The organism is Stenotrophomonas sp. GD04145 (genome assembly GCF_029835135.1).
Classification (GTDB): Bacteria; Pseudomonadota; Gammaproteobacteria; order Xanthomonadales; family Xanthomonadaceae; genus Stenotrophomonas; species Stenotrophomonas maltophilia_P.
On sequence record NZ_JAODZG010000023.1, the window covers coordinates 36,502 to 52,889 of the forward strand.

At 59.1% G+C, this 16,388-nt stretch carries 17 protein-coding genes and 3 pseudogenes; 13 read left to right on the forward strand and 7 right to left on the reverse strand.

Going from position 1 to position 16,388, the window contains the following annotated elements; genetic code table 11:
* The first annotated feature begins 1 nt into the window (after position 1).
* The 3 genes from cueR (at position 2) to N7367_RS12560 (ending at position 1,811) form a co-directional block, all read left to right on the forward strand.
* Positions 2-481 carry a Cu(I)-responsive transcriptional regulator gene (gene cueR, locus N7367_RS12550; RefSeq protein WP_049462209.1) on the forward strand — a complete coding sequence of 160 codons (480 nt, stop codon included), beginning with the start codon at positions 2-4 and terminating at the stop codon, positions 479-481.
* A gap of 15 nt (positions 482-496) precedes the next feature.
* Positions 497-835, forward strand: a complete 339-nt coding sequence (fdx, locus tag N7367_RS12555) for an ISC system 2Fe-2S type ferredoxin (protein WP_008786744.1) — start codon at positions 497-499, stop codon at positions 833-835.
* A 217-nt stretch (positions 836-1,052) separates the two neighbouring features.
* The gene (locus N7367_RS12560; RefSeq protein ID WP_049462210.1) at positions 1,053-1,811 is read left to right on the forward strand and encodes a glutaredoxin; all 759 of its coding nucleotides are present in this window, start codon (positions 1,053-1,055) and stop codon (positions 1,809-1,811) included.
* Between the two features lie 77 nt (positions 1,812-1,888).
* Here the strand turns inward: N7367_RS12560 and N7367_RS12565 are convergent, their stop codons facing one another.
* Both N7367_RS12565 and N7367_RS12570 read right to left on the reverse strand, forming a co-directional pair.
* A complete protein-coding gene (locus tag N7367_RS12565) occupies positions 1,889-2,080 on the reverse strand; it encodes a heavy-metal-associated domain-containing protein (protein WP_049462211.1) in 192 nt (63 codons plus the stop codon).
* 100 nt (positions 2,081-2,180) lie between these two features.
* Positions 2,181-2,345 (reverse strand): Lrp/AsnC ligand binding domain-containing protein, encoded by a 165-nt coding sequence (locus N7367_RS12570; RefSeq protein ID WP_161802498.1) that lies wholly within the window; start codon positions 2,343-2,345, stop codon positions 2,181-2,183.
* On the opposite strand from N7367_RS12570, the pseudogene N7367_RS12575 reads away from it, so the two are divergent.
* Positions 2,317-2,715 (forward strand): annotated as a pseudogene (locus N7367_RS12575) (CopG family transcriptional regulator); the annotation flags it as partial. The gene N7367_RS12570 and the pseudogene N7367_RS12575 sit on opposite strands and share 29 nt — an antisense overlap.
* Positions 2,712-2,873, forward strand: a pseudogene (locus N7367_RS12580) (P-type conjugative transfer ATPase TrbB); the annotation flags it as partial. The pseudogenes N7367_RS12575 and N7367_RS12580, both read left to right, overlap by 4 nt.
* Positions 2,874-3,890: 1,017 nt before the next feature.
* On the opposite strand, the gene N7367_RS12585 reads toward N7367_RS12580, so the two are convergent.
* On the reverse strand, positions 3,891-4,664 hold the full coding sequence (locus N7367_RS12585) for a histidine phosphatase family protein (RefSeq protein WP_049462236.1): 774 nt from the start codon (positions 4,662-4,664) through the stop codon (positions 3,891-3,893).
* 921 nt (positions 4,665-5,585) lie between these two features.
* Positions 5,586-5,981 (reverse strand): hypothetical protein, encoded by a 396-nt coding sequence (locus tag N7367_RS12590; protein ID WP_134950773.1) that lies wholly within the window; start codon positions 5,979-5,981, stop codon positions 5,586-5,588.
* 264 nt (positions 5,982-6,245) lie between these two features.
* Between N7367_RS12590 and N7367_RS12595 the strand changes: the two genes are divergently transcribed.
* From N7367_RS12595 to N7367_RS12610, 4 genes are all read left to right on the forward strand, one after another.
* Positions 6,246-6,554 carry a hypothetical protein gene (locus N7367_RS12595; protein ID WP_049462213.1) on the forward strand — a complete coding sequence of 103 codons (309 nt, stop codon included), beginning with the start codon at positions 6,246-6,248 and terminating at the stop codon, positions 6,552-6,554.
* Between the two features lie 210 nt (positions 6,555-6,764).
* Positions 6,765-9,158, forward strand: coding sequence for a transposase (locus N7367_RS12600; protein ID WP_223224733.1), 2,394 nt, complete (start codon positions 6,765-6,767; stop codon positions 9,156-9,158).
* Positions 9,159-9,213: 55 nt separating this feature from the next.
* Positions 9,214-10,236, forward strand: coding sequence for a transposition helper protein (locus N7367_RS12605; protein ID WP_223224734.1), 1,023 nt, complete (start codon positions 9,214-9,216; stop codon positions 10,234-10,236).
* 22 nt (positions 10,237-10,258) lie between these two features.
* A complete protein-coding gene (locus tag N7367_RS12610) occupies positions 10,259-11,545 on the forward strand; it encodes a TniQ family protein (protein ID WP_224481874.1) in 1,287 nt (428 codons plus the stop codon).
* A gap of 62 nt (positions 11,546-11,607) precedes the next feature.
* Here N7367_RS12610 and N7367_RS12615 read toward each other — a convergent pair.
* Positions 11,608-12,213, reverse strand: a pseudogene (locus N7367_RS12615) (IS3 family transposase); the annotation flags it as partial.
* A gap of 578 nt (positions 12,214-12,791) precedes the next feature.
* Here N7367_RS12615 and N7367_RS12620 point away from each other — a divergent pair.
* The 3 genes from N7367_RS12620 (at position 12,792) to N7367_RS12625 (ending at position 14,958) form a co-directional block, all read left to right on the forward strand.
* Complete coding sequence (locus N7367_RS12620; RefSeq protein WP_254005097.1) at positions 12,792-13,709, forward strand: AAA family ATPase; 918 nt, start codon at positions 12,792-12,794, stop codon at positions 13,707-13,709.
* A gap of 297 nt (positions 13,710-14,006) precedes the next feature.
* Positions 14,007-14,282 (forward strand): BPSL0761 family protein, encoded by a 276-nt coding sequence (locus N7367_RS19390; RefSeq protein WP_289852717.1) that lies wholly within the window; start codon positions 14,007-14,009, stop codon positions 14,280-14,282.
* 61 nt (positions 14,283-14,343) lie between these two features.
* Positions 14,344-14,958: a hypothetical protein gene (locus N7367_RS12625; protein ID WP_111172658.1), complete on the forward strand. Its 615-nt coding sequence runs from the start codon at positions 14,344-14,346 to the stop codon at positions 14,956-14,958.
* Positions 14,959-15,135: 177 nt separating this feature from the next.
* Here the strand turns inward: N7367_RS12625 and N7367_RS12630 are convergent, their stop codons facing one another.
* Positions 15,136-15,801: a PepSY domain-containing protein gene (locus N7367_RS12630; RefSeq protein ID WP_171974407.1), complete on the reverse strand. Its 666-nt coding sequence runs from the start codon at positions 15,799-15,801 to the stop codon at positions 15,136-15,138.
* On the opposite strand from N7367_RS12630, the gene N7367_RS12635 reads away from it, so the two are divergent.
* A complete protein-coding gene (locus tag N7367_RS12635) occupies positions 15,756-16,100 on the forward strand; it encodes a Sir2 family NAD-dependent protein deacetylase (protein WP_258392666.1) in 345 nt (114 codons plus the stop codon). The genes N7367_RS12630 and N7367_RS12635 overlap by 46 nt on opposite strands.
* 139 nt (positions 16,101-16,239) lie before the next feature.
* Here the strand turns inward: N7367_RS12635 and N7367_RS12640 are convergent.
* On the reverse strand, positions 16,240-16,388 hold a 149-nt coding region (locus N7367_RS12640; protein WP_252745261.1), incomplete at its 5' end, for a PLP-dependent transferase.

The following is a 16,388-nucleotide window of genomic DNA, read 5'->3' on the forward strand; positions in this document are numbered from 1 at the left end:
CATGAACATCGGTGAAGCATCCAAGGCCTCGAAGGTCTCGGCCAAGATGATCCGCTACTACGAGCAGATCGGCTTGATTCCCCCGGCCGACCGGAACGATTCGGGCTACCGCGCCTATAGCCAGGACGACGTACACCGGCTGCACTTCATCCGGCGTGCGCGCGACCTCGGCTTCTCGGTGGCCGAGATCACGGACCTGCTGGGACTGTGGAACGACAAGTCGCGCCAGAGTGCCGACGTCAAGCGCCTGGCGCAGCAGCACATCTCCGAGCTGGACCGGCGCATCGCGAGCATGTTGGAGATGGCCGAGACGCTCAAGGCGCTGATCCGGTGCTGCGCCGGCGACGAACGGCCCGACTGCCCGATCCTGCACACGCTGGAGCAACTCGATACCAGCGACGACGAGCCCGAAGCGCGCACCGGCGCCGTGCCACGGCGTACAAGTGGCAACGCAGCGGCAACGAAGCCGCGTGCGCACTGAGCAGCCGGGAGAGACATGCCCAAGATCACCGTATTGCCCCATCCTGAACTGGCGCCCGAGGGCGCCGAGCTGAACGTGCCGGTCGGCACCTCGATCTGCGAGGCGCTGCTAGACAACGGCATCGAGATCGAACATGCCTGCGACATGAGCTGCGCCTGCACGACCTGCCACTGCATCGTGCGCAAGGGGTTCGATTCCCTCAACGAGGTCGAGGAGTGCGAGGACGACCTGCTTGACCGGGCCTGGGGGCTAGAGGCGCAATCGCGCCTGAGCTGCCAGGCCATCGTGGCGAACGAGGACCTGACCGTCGAGATCCCGAAATACACGATCAACCATGCCAAGGAGAACCACTAGGACCCAGCGTGCCGCCGCGGGCGCGCCGGCCTGCGGCGGGGTTGCTCTGGCAGACGGAGGACTGACGGCGTTGCAGCCTGACGACCGACCCGCGAGCCAGATGTCTACACCCCCTTGCACCACCGCCGGTTAGGCTGGAAATGTCGTCAAAGTCCTTCAATCCGTGATAGTCGGCGCTGCGGCCGGCCCGTGAAAAGTCCCACAGGAGAAGTCCAGCATGTCTGCGCCCAAACAAGCCACGCTCTACCGGATGGTCATGCCCGGCCATACCTGCCCCTACGGGCTGAAGTCGCTCGATCTGCTCAACCGCAAGGGCTACGAGGTCGAGGACAAACACTTGGCGAGCCGCGAGCAGACGGATGCGTTCAAGAAGGAGCATGGCGTCGAGACCACGCCCCAGGTCTTCATAAACGGGCGGCGCGTGGGCGGCTACGACGACCTGCGCAAATTCTTCGGCATGTCCGTGAAGGACAAGAACGCCGTGACCTACATCCCTGTGATCGCGCTGTTCGCCATGGCGGCCGCGATGGCGCTGGCGGCGAGCTGGGCGGCCTTCGGCCAGCTCTGGAGCATTCAGGCGGCAGAGTGGTTCGTGGCCTTTGCCATGTGTCTCCTGGCGCTGCAGAAGCTCAAGGACGTGGACGGCTTCGCGACGATGTTCCTCAACTACGACCTGCTGGCCAAGCGCTGGGTTCGGTATGCCTATTTCTACCCGTTCGCGGAGGCCATCGCAGGCGTCCTGATGGTCGCGGGCGTGGGGATGTGGGTGTCGATTCCGTTGGCGCTGTTCATCGGGACCGTCGGGGCCGTGTCGGTTTTCAAGGCGGTCTATGTCGATCGCCGGGAACTCAAGTGCGCCTGTGTGGGCGGGGACAGCAACGTGCCGCTGGGCTTCGTGTCCCTGACCGAGAACCTGATGATGGTGGCGATGGCCCTGTGGATGTGGGCCAAGGTCGCCTACCTTGGGATGCACTGAGCGCCGCGCCAGGTACGGCACAGCGCACGTGCTCGCATCGGCCGTCCTGTGTGCAGGCCGGCCACGACGCGGTGTTACTACGCGCGCGGCGGGAAGCCAGCTTCGCTCAGGGCCGCGGCGATCTGCTCTTGCGAGGCCGAGGTCTGGACCTCGACACGGCGGGTCGGCGGGTCCGTGACGATCTTAGCGTTGGGGTCGATCGTTTGGATCGTTTTCGTAACGGTGCGGGCGCAGCCGCCGCAGGTCATGTCTTCGAGATGGAATTGCATGGAAAACTCCTTTCGGGTTTGGGTGTTTGAAGTCTGGTCCTTGCCAAGGTTGGAAGGTCAAGCGCTATTTGCATCCCCGCTACACCAATCGGCCGAATGCTCATAGGGGCAAGGCCGTGGTGCTCTTTACCCGATCCAGCACGAAGCTTGTCTTGCAGTCCTGCACGCTGGGGTGCTTGAGCAGCGTGTCGAGCACGAAGCGAGAGTAGTGAGCCATGTTCTTGACGACCACCCGCAGCAGATAAGGCGTGTCCAAATCCAGCATCGTCGCCGCCGCCTTGGCGTCCTGGCTGTCGCCGGACGCGGCCGACCAGCGCGAGGCAGCCATCGCCAAGCGATTGGATCGGCTGTCGCGCCAAGCCGAGCGCATGGAGCGCGATCAGAACATCGCCATCGAAACGCTGGCTCTGTTCATCCGCTACTACCTCACCGTCAGCACGCCGGTTCCCGAAGCGCACCAAGACGCGGCCCGCGCGCAGGGCAAGGCGCGATTCGAGCAGTTCACCGAGCAGCTTGGCCGCCACCTGATGCGCGGGCGCAGCCTGGCGCGTGACGTGGTGGAGGAACTGCACCCCGACCCGATGCGGATGGAGGACGCAGCGGCAGCCGCTCAAGCACGGGAGCGTGCGTCATGAGCGCCGTTCCCCAATCCATGAGCGCCACGTCGCTCGACCGGCGCATCCAGATGCTGCGCACGGCAATGGGGCCGCTGAACGCCACCGCGCTCGAAGACCCCGACGTCGTGGAAATCATGCTCAACCCGGACCGCACCCTTTGGGTGGATCGCCTGTCTGTAGCCACCTCGCATCCATGGCAGTGTTCGCTTCGGGTCGAATAGGGGCCCTAGCATTCCTGATCGCGTCGTCGGCGCCAGCTCGTCTGCTTTCGGCCGGAACCTACGCGTATGCTAGCAATCACAGTCCACAAAACCTTGTGGCGATTCAACTTGAATGGACTGCTATGCGCCAGCTTTGGATTGAAGACGAGTGATGTGGTCGAAGGCAGCGAGTTTCGCCTCCGCTTGAGACTTGTAGTTGCGGCGAGCGTGCAGGACAGTTGAGTCGTCTAGCGCAGCCAAGGTACAGGCCCATTCTCCGCCGCGCGGGTAAACGGTAATGCGGAATCCATCCGAAGTGATATGCGGATTCCCCTTTGCCGAAACTTTCCACGCACGCGCAGTCCAACGCTTGCGCTTTGCTGCGCGGCTTTTCATAGAGGCTTCACGGGCTCGCGAGGCCGCCAGGTCGCCTTCCATGTGGCCGGCACATACACACCCAACCTCGAGAACGTTCGGGTAATCTGGGTGCTCCATGTGATGGACGTAGCGGATGGTTTGCGACTCGCACATCTCGCAATCGATCTGCGGCTCTCCAAGATCCTCAATATCTACGCAAGTCCAGCCGCGATGCGGCACTCCGGCTACAGACCACTTGCCTCGCCTATGCGCGACCAGCTCTTATTCTGTCAGAGGATTAGTTACTGCCATAGACCCTGACTACCTAGTAGCCGGACCCTAGAGTCCGGTCAAATGAATTATTCACAGCGCACCTTGTGGCAGGCTATCCCCTGATACCGCTCGATCTTATGTCCGCTGCGTCCGGGTATCAAGCACATGCATACCCCCACCACGAACAGGGCGGGAGCGAGCCCTTCAGCGGAGGTCTCCCTGGAGTCGAAACTGGAGGCTAGCATCGCTCGGGCCGAAACCTGCCTCAGTGCCCGCTTCTGGCCAGAACCGGACGTTCTGCACGAGTAGCGAGCATGTCTGCAGAGAGATGGCGGTTAGGTGGTCGGGTCCCGACGCTGTACCTTACTTGGCTCCAGCGGGCTGATCCGACGAAGCGGTGGTTGGGGCCTCGGCCAGTTCAGGCGAAATGAAGTTGGCATGCACCAAGGCAAGCTGCCCACCTTCAGCAGCGTAGTACTCGGTGACCCCGCAGTTGGGCACATCGCCTTCGCGGTCAAGGTCGAGGATGGCATCCTCGTCCATGCCTTCTAGAAGGTATCGCATGCAATTCACAATCACTTGGTGCGCGACGATCATCACGCGTGCACCGGCGTGGTTCCGTTGGAGATCCCCGACAACGCCGCGTAGCCGCAAGATGACATCACACCAGCTTTCTCCGCCCGGTGGGCGAAAGTAGAACTTTCCAACCAGCCGTCTCTGCGCGGCCAGTTCCGGGAAGGTAGCGACGATGCCACTGGAGGTGTAGCGGTCCAGAACGCCGAACTCCTTCTCACGCAGGCGCTCATCAATGATTAGACGGTGGCCAGGGCCAAGCGCGTCGGCCACGGCTTGGGCGGTCTGCCTTGCACGCATGTATGGAGAAGTCAGCACGATTTGCGGGCGTTGGTGCTCGGCAAGTCCCAGTACCCAAGCACCCAGTGCTTGCGACTGGCGCTCCCCCAGCGAGGAGAGAGGCACGTCCGCGTCGCGGTGTTCCAACTCGATTAAGGTGATGTTATTTGCCTCAGCGTGGTCTCGCGCAACGTTTCCGGCGCTTTGGCCATGCCGTACCACCCAGATCCGCTCTGGCCACCGCGCGGCAACCCCCTCCATCGCACTGTTCTGCTGCATATCAATCTCCCGCTTATCTGTCCGGGCGTTGTAGCGGGCATAAAGTCCTGCAAACGACTGGGTTGAGACATGGTTGAGACCTTGTCGACGACCGAGCCACCTTATCCCCGCTTGACGAAAAGCCGATGTCCGCTGCAAGCGCTCCCTTTCGCAGCGAAGCGCTATGCCTTTGCCTAAGCCTCCACATCGCGCATTGTTAGCGCCGTTTCAAGGCCGGTTTAGTGTCGGCTGCATCGGGCACATGCGCGGCGCAAGAAGGAAGTTCTGTATGTCATTGGGGGAGAGCGCGACACTGTCATAGCATTCGAATTGACTGCACCCCAAGCGAAACCTTTCAACTTTGAAGTCTTCCCGAGCTGCTTCAATGCCCTCCCCCAAGCGAGAGCTGAGCTAGTCGCTCATCGATTCTTAACCGCGCCAGATCCAACCCCGTGTCATCGTTGGCGTAGGGTGAGCCAAACAACGGGACCTCTACCCACCAGCATTCCTGACCGGGGTGTACGTAAGGCGCATGATCGTCTAGCAGAAGGGCCTCCCCGGCGTGAGATGTAACAAATCGCAGGTCCTTAGTTGGTCCGTACCATGAAACGTAGTGAAGCTTCCCAAACCAGCTCGGGGCCACACCCTCCGCCACGAGAAGCCTACAGATTTCTCGCACTCTTGACTCCGGAACAGTCGTAAAGAGTACTAGCTGACTGAACTTGATCCGCATCGCTTCCAGGAACGCGAACAGGCCAGGGCGTGGGATCTGGCTGACCGCATTTGAGATCAGCGTTCCTTCTAGGTCCATTGCAAGAATGGTTGGTCTCATACATCCCTCTGATCTTTAGCCAGACCTGCACGAAAGTCAGACCGCTTCAGGTGCGCATGAACAACAGTCAGCAGTACGACCGTATTCCAGCGTCCATGGTAAATGGCACCCCTTGCCTAGGTGCTGACGTGCTGCCCATCCAAGTAAGATCGCACATCCCGAAGTTCGCGCAAGCCTCCGCGACAAATAAAATCCAGCACGGTGTTACCAGCAAACATGGGCGCCATGTTAGGTCGCCTTATCCAGCCATCCGCCTGAACGGGGTCAGGCAGAAGGATATGAAGAGCTTTGTAAATGCCGAGTAGATAGCTAATCCGCACCAGGACCTCGGCATCGATATGCTCGTAGGCCCCTCGCGCCCATGCCTCATAAAAAGCATCGGGTGGGCTTCCAAGCAAAGCTCTCTGCTGAGGTCCGGACAGTTGCCATCGCGCAGCGAGGTTGAAGAACGCTCTCAATGCTGAGCCTGAAAGCTCTTCGCGACTGAGCTCATCTGTAGGGATGGTCATCATGTACTCATCTTCCAATCAACCTCCCTTAGAGGCACATCGTGGCGCAGCACAACCCCACGCCTACAGGTGCGCCGACATCTCTTTCAACAGTCGGCAGCATGCCCATGCTAGCGCAATCCACAAACTGTATTGCGTACTAAATCATCTGACATGCCAGCCGCTGTAGCAGCATGCATATCAGATGATCTGATACGTGATCAGATAATCTGCGCCCCACAAGCAAGAAGATGTGCTCGCTGTTTGCAATATGAAAGAGAGTGAGTGATGCTCGCCTACATGGTGCCCTTGTCGATACAAACGCTAGCACTTCGCGCAACGACTCCTGACCAGCTCGCCGAGCAGGTGGCGGAGGAGTACGGGCTCTATGTCCGGCTCTCAGAAGTGTGGATGCTGCTTGGCTACAACAGCATCAGCGCGGCCAGGCGCGCGGCGTATGACAACCGCCTGGGAATAGCAACCTCGACCATTCCCGGCAGGAAGGGGCGCATGATCCGATCCAGGGATCTCGCCCAATGGTTGTTCAATGCATCACGCGGCGCAGATCCCGTAACCAGTCGGCGGACCGCTCAATGATCCCAATCTGCCCATGGAGGTCCTCCAGATGAGCTAAGAAGACTCTCTGGGGCAGAAAAGACAAACCCCGGCTGGCAGGCCGGGGTCTGTTTAAGGCGCAGCGATGAGAACCGCTATGCCGAATCTACCCCCTTACCCCGATAAGAATCAACCCCTAGGCATTCCGGGAGGGAGGCGGCTGCCCGCCTCCCAGTAGATAGGCAGGGTTCCATGAATCAAGAAGAACTGGCCCAGCGTCTGCGGGAGCATGAGGGCCTAACTGTCGAACAGCGACAGCACATCCTTGAGATGGCTAGCTCGAGTCCAGCGCGGAAGCCAGGAAAAGGCGCGCTGAACAACGTTGTGACCCACTTCAACTCAGTCAAGTGTGGCCAGCTCATCACGCTGGAGAGTCATACCGTTGAACATATGTTCGCGCTGACTCTGGAGCTGGATCCGGATGTGCTTGGCTACTTCCCGCAGGTTGCCTGTAAGGGAGTGAGACTTGGCAATCATGTAAGGAGCGGCACCTTGGATTTTCTGGTCGTCCGCACCCGTCGCATTGAGCTGGTCGAATGCAAGGCCGGCTCCGCTCGTGACAGCTTGCTTGCGGCAAAGTCCGGTGAATGGGTCGACGTCGATGGAAATCTTCAGAACCTTGCCTATGGCCCTTGGGCAAGGCAGCGCGGCATGGAGCACGTCCTGTGGCTCAGTCCCTCCCGCGTCGACACGCCACTCCGGAACCTGCAGGTCATCTATAACGAGGTGCGTATGGTACCCGCCAACGAGGCTCAAGCCTTGGGCAGACGCATCCATGCGCATCTCGCCGACGGCCCCAAGAGCCTCGATTGGATGATCGAGACTATCGAGGGATTCAACGTGAGCCAAGCGGCGCTTCTGCTTGGAACCCGCTGGGCCTTCGGTCCAGTTGAGCATGTTCCGCTCACGGACACGAGCAACTTCTTTTTGACCTTGAATCAGGCTCAGGCTATTGAGATAGGAAGCAACTTCTTTGAGGTTGCCAGGCACTCTCGCAATCAACTGAACTCTGCGTTCGCAACGGCGACGCTAGTCGACGCCACCAACGCCGAAAAGCGGCTCGCATTGATTCAATCCGCGCATGCGAAGGGTACAGCCGTCCCCAAACACCTGCGTGAGATAGCGCGGAAGGTGATCGAGGCGCGAAGCAGAGGTGACAACGAACTCGAGCAGTGCCTTACCAGGTTTCATGCAAGCGGAAACCGAATGAGCCGGCTTACCCCCGTTCAGGAGAAGCGGACGGCTGAGGCAATTCGCGCATACGCCGCAGGCAAGTATTCACAGAAGAAGGACGCATACGCTGCGCTCAAGGAGGCCTGTGAATCTGACGGCGAGTCGCCACAGAGCCGCCAGGCCTTCGAACGCAGGCTCGCTGATCCGCGCCTGGAGCTGCGTAAGGTCCTTGCAACGCAGGGAATGCGTGGCTACCAAAAGCAACGGCCGCGCTCGGACGCGCGCGACCGGTCGGGTACAGCCTTAGCTAAACATGCAGTCCTGCACGTGGACAGTACCAAAGTCGACGTGAGGGTGGTGAGCGACGATGGAATGGAAGCAAGCGCAGAGTCCCCTCTGATTTATCTAGGGACAGATGAGGCGACTGATCTGCCGATGGCGCATTCCATTGTCTTCGGGCCAGCACGGCGCGATGGTTTGGCCATCCTGATACGTGACTACGTCCGCAGACATGGACGACTGTTCAACAGCATCTTTGTCGATCGAGGAACGGAGAATCAGTCACACTTTCTCACTGCTCTGGCTTTGCGATATCAGTTCTCAATCCATATCTGCCCAACGGCAGGTTCGAGGTTCAACTCGGACGTAGAACGCTACTTTGGAAGGTTCAATTCCCAGGTCAGCCATGAGCTTGTCGGTAGCACCGATCCCGACAAGGCGGGCCGAGGCGTGGATGGGAAGTTCAAGAGCTACAAAACTGCCAAGCACCGCTTTGAAACCGTTCATACGGTTGCCAGGGAAACGCTTTATGAGCACTTCCCGAGCGTCCCTGTACAAGGCTTCGCAAGTCCGGCCGAACGGGCAGCCCACGCAGATCTTCTCTTTCCTAGTGCCGGCCTGCACGCATTGGTTGACGAAGAATTCCTCTTCAGAACCGCGATCCCGCACAGCAATAACAAGTATGTACCCGGACGAGGGTTCGAGGTGAATGGTCGGTACTTTCACTCCAATGAACTGAGGGAGCTCGACGCGTCATTCGATGTTGAGCAGCTTCGAACAGACCCGGAGGACCCGAGCTTCATCTGGGTTAGGACGAATCGTGGACTGTTCAAGGCGTTCTGCAACTTGATCGGGCCTCTAGCTAATTCCACCCTGATTGAGCGGTCATTCAGAGGTATGTATGACCAGCTCTACGCGCCATCGCTCCGCGAAGCAAAGCAGAGCGCGAGGCACGCTCAGGCGATGCGTACGGCAGCCGCGAACGCGAAGCCCAACACCGCGGCTCAACCCAAGCCGGGGGAGGCGGACTCCAGTAGCCTCCCTTCTCAATCAAATGACGCTCTTGACGAGATCGCTCTGCGCGGAATCAAGAAGCGAGCGATGGATGACTTTGACGATATTGAGTCGCCGTAGCTTGTGCAATTGGGGGCAAGCCCGCGCCAGTCATTCAAATTCACAGGAACCGATAGTGGACAGCAACTCTGGAATTCCTTTTGTGAATCATAGCCGCATGAGGACGGCTTACTCCGAACTCTTGAATGCCATCCAAGGTGCGCGCCCAGGTACGTTCGTCTGGGCATTGGCTCCTTCTGGCTCGGGCAAGAGTGAGATCAGACAAGCTATTCTTCCCGTCCTTGCCGGGAAGCAGAGCCTCTGGCCAGCTGGCACGCTTCCTTTGATATCGGTGCGTGCAATGGCCAATGATCGGGGAAAGTTCAACTCCAAGGATCTCACGCTGCGCCTCCATCACGCCGTGGTGGAACCAGACTTCGGCTGGCTGGAGAACAAGGACCGATCGGTCAGTACTGATGCGCACCATGTCCAGGCGGAGGCAGAGGTAAACAATCAGCTGTGGAAGAGAGTGAGGGCAACGCAGTCGCAGCCGAGATTGCAGCACAGCTTCGAATCTGTGGCGAAACAACGTCAACTTAAGTACATCTTCCTGGAAGAAGCGGCAACCTTGACGATGGTGCATCTTCATCAAACCAGCTATGGGTACATGTCGAACCTTGTGCGACTGATTGAAGAAATCGGCTGCGTCATAGTGATGCTGGCTACCCACACTGCGGAGAGTTTGTGGGCGGGACACCCCGACGTCTGGAATCGATCCCGGTTCGTCTACATCCGGCCGTATAACCTGAAGAATTCCCAAGACGAGCGGGATTTCGTTGCAGTGCTGAAGGGTATCGGGCAGAGCTTCAACCTGTCCGATCCCAAGCTCCTCGTTAAGAATACTGATTTGATGTACGCCAATGGTGCTGGCGTGTTCGGCCCCACTATCGACGTCGTCCATAGGGCTGAGCTCCGCCGAAAGAATGAGGGAGCGAACAGCATCACTGAAGCGCACTTGCACGCCAGCTCCTCAAGCGAGAAGGAGCTTGGAACCGTGTGGAGCAGCGTGCTGGCCTTCAACAAGCTTGCAGATCAGAGGCCCTTGAATGGTGAGAAGAGAATTGCTGACTTCCTGAAGCGCATGGGTACGGGGGAGTAGAGCGAAAATGACTACGGCACACATGCGGTATCGGTGGACAGCACTGCCGCCAATTGCACCGATCGACGGAGCCACCGCCCAGACTGAGTCACTTGGAGGGTACTTCCAGAGGATGTGCGAAACGACCGGGTTTACAAAGACACACCTCGCAGGAGTGCTTGACAAAGTTGCGGGTCAGCCAAGAAATGGACTGAGTGAGCGAAATAGCTTCGTGGGACCAGGGCAGGTGAGCCTTAACCGCGCGCGCGCGCTAGAGCAGCTGACTAACCAACGCCTGGTCGGCTGCACGCTCTCGCCTTTCATTAATGTCCTGCAGATGCGGGATGGCGGCCTTGCTGGCATCAATCGCCGCTGGTGTCCTGAGTGCCTGCTGGAGGCTGGCGAGAGTAACGGTCTAAGTGAGAGGCTCATCTGGAACTTCCTTCACTACTCGCATTGCTCCTTGCACTCAGTCAGAATCATTGATCGCTGCCAAGAATGCGGCAACAGTCAACAGTTGCGAAGGGGCAACGCGGCCTCGTGCGCCTATTGCGGTTGCAGCCTAGCGCGCGCAACCACGCACGAGAGGCCGAGCGCACTTCAGTCCTGGGCCAACGCCTCGATCGAGGACGTCGTACGCTGGACCGCAACCAACCCTGATGTGGTTATTCCTGCGGAGAACTATCAACGTTTCTTTGATGGGCTCCTTCAAGATGGGACATTGGATAGGCTGAAGATCGTTCATAACAGGTTCTGGAGGGATGCAATTCGCTTCAGACGAACTACTACCACTTTCAGAACGCTACTCAACCTATCCGCCATCAAATCTGTTGACATTATCGGAATTTTGACCGAACCAGTTCCGGCCTCATCGACTTCATTGTTTCCAAGCCATGAGGTGGACGGTGAGATCGCCTTTGATCTAGAGGACTGGGGGGCTCAGGCGAGGAAATTCGAAGTCGTGCTCCACGCGCTCTGCAAGGCCAATACGCGTGTGTTCCCTAGCCAGCAGTTCCTTAGCTTATTGTTGGTTTCTAAACGAAAAAGTTCTATCCACCGTGCGCCGTCATTCAGCGTCTACCTAGATCTTCAGAGGCAACCTGGCCAGGACCTTCTTGCGGGTCGGAACATGGCGAGCAGAATTATGGCCCTGTCCATGACCCTGCTTAAGAGCGGCATGCGCGAGCGGGGCGTAGCAAGTGAAGTTCTGAAGAGATTCGCCATTTCGGCAGAGATCGCTAGAGAGTGCGCCCGGACCGCAGTTGTTATTACAAAGGCCATGCGCTCTCCGGCCTTCCGAGCTTCCGGTGATCCCTTCCCGTGCCGCTGAAGAAGGCCAGAAGAAGACATCACTTCCCTGCGCAGCCGAGCGGGTTGTTCAACCGCGGGGTTCTACCCCGATATCACGGACGGTTCTAAAAGAGCTGCAACCTTCTGGTCCTGCCTGGCGACCCTTCGTCGCATCCTTGGGTTAGGGCGTCGCTCTATGTAGTCAAACGCATCCGCTCGTGCTGCATACTTTGTGGCGCAGTTCGTTCGATAGATCCGCTCACGCTTGAGTGGCCCAAAGAGGGCTTCGCAGGCCGCGTTGTCGCCACAATGACCCACAGCGCTCATCGAGCAGATCAGCCCGTTAGCCGCTAGATGCCCTTGGTAGTCGCGGCTGCGGAACTGGCTGCCTCAATCCGAATGCAGGATTACCTCATCGCTTCCTTGACGCTGCCACACCGCCATCTGCACAGCCCGGGTCACCATCTGGCGATCCTGTCGATCGTGTATTGACCAGCCCACGATGCGCTGGTCGTACAGATGCAGCTTGCCCTGTCGGGTCTTGATCTCGGTAATATCTGTCACCCACTTGGTTTCCGGCTCCAGCGCGAGAAAATCGCGTTCAAGCAGTTTGACCACGCCCGGCGCTGTCATGGCCGGAGTTGCGCACCGCCCGCGACGCTTGCGCTGGGGCCAGCCCTGCAGGCCGTCGGCGGCCATCAGGCGCGCATCCGTCAGTCATGAGAGCGTGGCCTGAATGACAGGCTTTGAAATTCCGAGAACACTGCAAATTCGATTGGTGGCCACAGCCCAGTTTCCAGATATGAGAAGTTGATTGACTCAGGGCAGCCGATGGGCAGCACCGCTGGAAGAGAAGGCTACGCCAGGCCGTTCCCGAAAGAATTGGCGATCCGGGGACATCAGTGTTACGAATTGCAATAACAAACTGTTGTCCTTCATGAGGGCCGTCGCCAATCAAACTCCGCCACCATGTACAAGCGCCATCACTGCATTGACCGAATAGGGCCTGCCACTTCATCGCGCGTCGGTGCGCTGAAAGGCACTGCTACCAGACGTACCCCCCTGCCTTCGCTTGGGGGACGGATCCGACGTCGCCCCTTACTTGCCTGAGGGGCCGGGGAACCAAAAGGCGATGCGCGTACGAGGGTTGCCGGAACGTCCAATTCCCCTGATTTGATTAGAATCTGCCCAGGTAGATAGGGGCTGTCAGCCGGCCATCGTCGTGCTGCAGCTAGGGACAGGAGGCGGCTACGCCGCCATGAGCACAAGGAGACATCAGGGTGTACTTGGCAGAGCTGTCTATCTCGAACTTCCGCAAGATCAACAACGCAGTACTGCACTTCCAAAGTGGACTGAACGTTCTGGTTGGTGCGAATAACGCGGGCAAGACCGCCATTGTCGATGCGTTGAGGTCTCTCCTTGCCGGGCACGATGAACCGTACCCGCGGTTGGACTCGGACGATATTCATAGGCCGAAGACAGGATCGCCTAGCGGCAACATCGTGTTCAAGTACATCTTCCGAGGGTTGAGCCCCGATGATGAAGCTGACTTCATGACTGCCCTGAAACCTGCCAAGGACGGGCAGATGGAGGCGCATATCACCATCAGCTTCTCCGAGGCGGATAAGACGGGGCGACTTAGAGCGAAGCGCTGGTGCGGAGACCATGATGATGTCGGCTTGACAACGGACATGATGGAGAACCTTCGTGGCGTCTATCTACAGCCCCTGCGCGATGCTTCTCAGGCTCTTAGACCCGGCCGCACAAGCCAGCTGTCCCGACTGTTTCAGCTGCTCGTTGATGACGATGGCAAGATCGAGATCAATAAGGCACTGAAGCTGCTGGATGATGAGCTCAAGACGAAAGCGCCGATTGTGAGCACCCATAAGGCGATAACCACTCGCCATTCCGAGATGTTGGGGCCACAGCTGTCCCAGCTGCTCGAGCTGGGGGTTAGCGTCAGCGATTTCCAACGCCTGGCTTCGCGTCTCTCCCTTACCGTTGATCTGTTCGAGCTTGAGCAAAACGGGCTCGGATTCAACAATCTGATCTTCATGGCGGTCGTTCTCAGCGAGCTGACCAAGAACCCGCAAGCCAGCTATCGAGGCCTGATCATTGAGGAGCCCGAGGCACATCTGCATCCCCAATTGCAGGCTGTGCTCCTTATGGATGTAGAACAAAGTCTCATCCTGAAACGAATGTAACTAATTGATTCGCGGTCACCGCCGAATGGGTGCAACTCCTAAAGTTCTATCGTGGCACAGCTGTCGGGGGCGAACCCACAGGGAAATAAAGTTCTATCTTCCCTAGATGGGGTCTGGCGCAGCACCGGATTTCAGAGGATCCTGTGCGTACACCCATCATTATTCCAACTCAGTAAACCACAACTTAGCCAACCCGCGCGTTGCAGCGAATACGCAGCGGAAGCATGATCGCACCTTGTGCGACGGCTCTGAAAGATGCTTCTCGAACGCAAGCATCTAAGAGGGTCCGCAATGACCATGCCAGACGAACGAACAAGGGCCCTGCTATGGGCTGGAGGTTTCCTGATTGAGTTGGCAAGGGATAAGAGATTGTCCGTTGACATTAGGCGTAGCGCGGTGGTCATCGCTCGCCACTTCCCAACCATAGAAGACGTCTCGACGATGGCCATATTCCGACACTCGTCCGGACTTGGCATCGGACTGGCACCACCAAGTGAATGCCCTGCATGGTCTGAAGACCTTCGTTACGGCCCGTTGAGGCGATCTACACGACTATCCTGGCCAGAGGAATAGTCCCGTGCGAGCCACTTTAGAAGTCGCGAACCTGCACACCCCAATACAGCGGAATTAGATCATGGACAGCTCAGACTCAGAATTTGAAAGCGCGCTTCGAAAAGCTGAAGGCATTGTCGCTGAAGCATTCATGGATGCTTTCCCGAAGCACTACATGATCAGCCAGCGCATCTTTAGCGTCCCGGAAGACACTGAGCCATTTCTGCGCAAACTCGGTCGCTTTCTCTTAGATTATGATCAGGAGCTTGGGGCAAGCCCAGCGGCAGCATTGGCAGATGGCCGCTCAGACCTGTTACTGAAGGTTCTGGCTAACCGCTCCAGCATTGACCCCGAGTCAATCCGAGTCATCTCGATGCCGATTCATGACTCGACTGAAGAAGCAGAAAGGAAACCTGAATCAATCTTTTTGGCGTACTGCGACTATTACGCAACGGGCGAAGGCGTCACTCTGATGGTCGGCGCTGGCAACACCAAGAACGCAGCACGCGAATCGTTTCTCAGCAATGCTCCCGAGTATTTCCATCGAGGGCTCATCGAAGATAAGCTCGATGACAGCCCTCCACCGGAGACGCGCCGCGCCGCGCGTTTGCTATCTGATGCTATGGCAGAGTTGATCGCCTCGTTGCCAAGAGGCGCGCCTCAGTTTTACGCGAAGATTCACTACAACTTGGCATAACCTTGCGTACATGAGGGTTGCTAATGTATCGATCAACACCGCTCCGCCCTACCTGTTCTACCGCGAGAAGGGAGGCTGGCTAGGCTGGGTCGAAGCCTGACACCGCGCGGGTGTCCCGCTACGGCCAAGAGCGGACATCCCTCACCGAATCCCGCACTGGCATCCCACCTTCGTTTGCTAGCCGATCACGCAAAGTGGCTTGCGAATCACGCCAGAGGAATCATTGGACGCGCGGCTCAGACGGGCGCTTGGAAGTGCGTGGAGCGCCTGATTCAGCACAGGATCCCATGCCACTTTCTCCACTGTGCCCGCCAGCACCGGCGTGGGCGGCGCGGCACCACCGAACGCCGCCGTCAGCACGGCATGGAAACCCTTGCCATAGACCATCCCTACACCGGTCACAGTGGCCATCAGCAGAAGCGGCAGCAACAAAGCGCCGCTACTGCGGTGCCAGGTCGCCCACCTTCGCGCCGGGGGCTGTGCGTGTACCTTCAAGTGCGATCGCCAGCGCCCAGGCTTGGGCCACCACAGGTACAAACCGCTCAAGAGCAGCCCCAGCGAGATCCAGCCGATAATGCCGAGTACCTGCTTGCCCGTGTCGTGGGCCAGCAGCGCCACATGCCATTCGTGCAGCCACATCAGCACGTCGTTGTCGGGGCCACGTCGCAGCAGCAAGGTGCCGTCGTCCGGCCCGAAGTAGGCGCGTTCGCCGTTGGCGAAATATGCCTGCCACACCGGGAGTTCGGCTTTAGGCAAGTCGATGGAGCGCACGCCCCGCGGCGCCCATTCCGCCACCAATCGCTCAAGCACGGCGGGGTCGGCATGGGGCCCGGGAGACGCCACCCGCCTGCCCCCTGTGCGGCGGCCCGTTCCGGCCTGGCGTGGTCTGGTTCGGCGAGGCGCTGCCGGAGGACGCGTGGGCGCGCGCATGCGCCGCGATCGACGGTTGCGATGTCCTGGTGGTGGTCGGCACGTCCGGCCTGGTGCATCCGGCCGCGTCGCTGCCGCTGCGCGCGCGGCAACGGCGTGCGCAGGTCATCGAGGTCAATCCTGTCGACAGTGCGGTGAGCGCGTACGCCAGCGAGCAGCTGCGCCTGCCGGCGAGCGCGGGCGTCGCGATGCTGCGGGAGCGCTTTATCTGAATGCCGCTCGCGAGCGGCGCCGGACGCAGCGCGATGTCCGTCGCATCGCGCATGCCGGCGACCAGACCTCTTCCGCCGTGACTGCGGCAAGCGGCCGTTGCCAGCCCCGGCCAGCCGCCCGACCCGCCGGCTTCGCCGCTCAGGCCCGTGCCAGCGCCTGCTCCAGATCCGCGATCAGGTCGTCGACATGTTCGATGCCGATGCACAGGCGCACCGTATCCTCGCTCACGCCGGCCTGCGCCAGTTCCGCCGGGGAAAGCTGGCGATGCGTGGTCGAGGCCGGATGCG

What these genes read in the sequence shown, in the direction of transcription:
- N7367_RS12570 (WP_161802498.1), bottom strand. Translation starts at nt 2,345, where the DNA reads ATGCTGGATTTGGACACGCCTTATCTGCTGCGGGTGGTCGTCAAGAAC.
- N7367_RS12565 (WP_049462211.1), bottom strand. Translation starts at nt 2,080, where the DNA reads ATGCAATTCCATCTCGAAGACATGACCTGCGGCGGCTGCGCCCGCACC.
- N7367_RS12590 (WP_134950773.1), bottom strand. Translation starts at nt 5,981, where the DNA reads ATGATGACCATCCCTACAGATGAGCTCAGTCGCGAAGAGCTTTCAGGC.
- N7367_RS12560 (WP_049462210.1), top strand. Translation starts at nt 1,053, where the DNA reads ATGTCTGCGCCCAAACAAGCCACGCTCTACCGGATGGTCATGCCCGGC.
- N7367_RS12625 (WP_111172658.1), top strand. Translation starts at nt 14,344, where the DNA reads ATGGACAGCTCAGACTCAGAATTTGAAAGCGCGCTTCGAAAAGCTGAA.
- N7367_RS19390 (WP_289852717.1), top strand. Translation starts at nt 14,007, where the DNA reads ATGCCAGACGAACGAACAAGGGCCCTGCTATGGGCTGGAGGTTTCCTG.
- N7367_RS12600 (WP_223224733.1), top strand. Translation starts at nt 6,765, where the DNA reads ATGAATCAAGAAGAACTGGCCCAGCGTCTGCGGGAGCATGAGGGCCTA.
- N7367_RS12595 (WP_049462213.1), top strand. Translation starts at nt 6,246, where the DNA reads ATGCTCGCCTACATGGTGCCCTTGTCGATACAAACGCTAGCACTTCGC.
- cueR (WP_049462209.1), top strand. Translation starts at nt 2, where the DNA reads ATGAACATCGGTGAAGCATCCAAGGCCTCGAAGGTCTCGGCCAAGATG.
- fdx (WP_008786744.1), top strand. Translation starts at nt 497, where the DNA reads ATGCCCAAGATCACCGTATTGCCCCATCCTGAACTGGCGCCCGAGGGC.
- N7367_RS12610 (WP_224481874.1), top strand. Translation starts at nt 10,259, where the DNA reads ATGCGGTATCGGTGGACAGCACTGCCGCCAATTGCACCGATCGACGGA.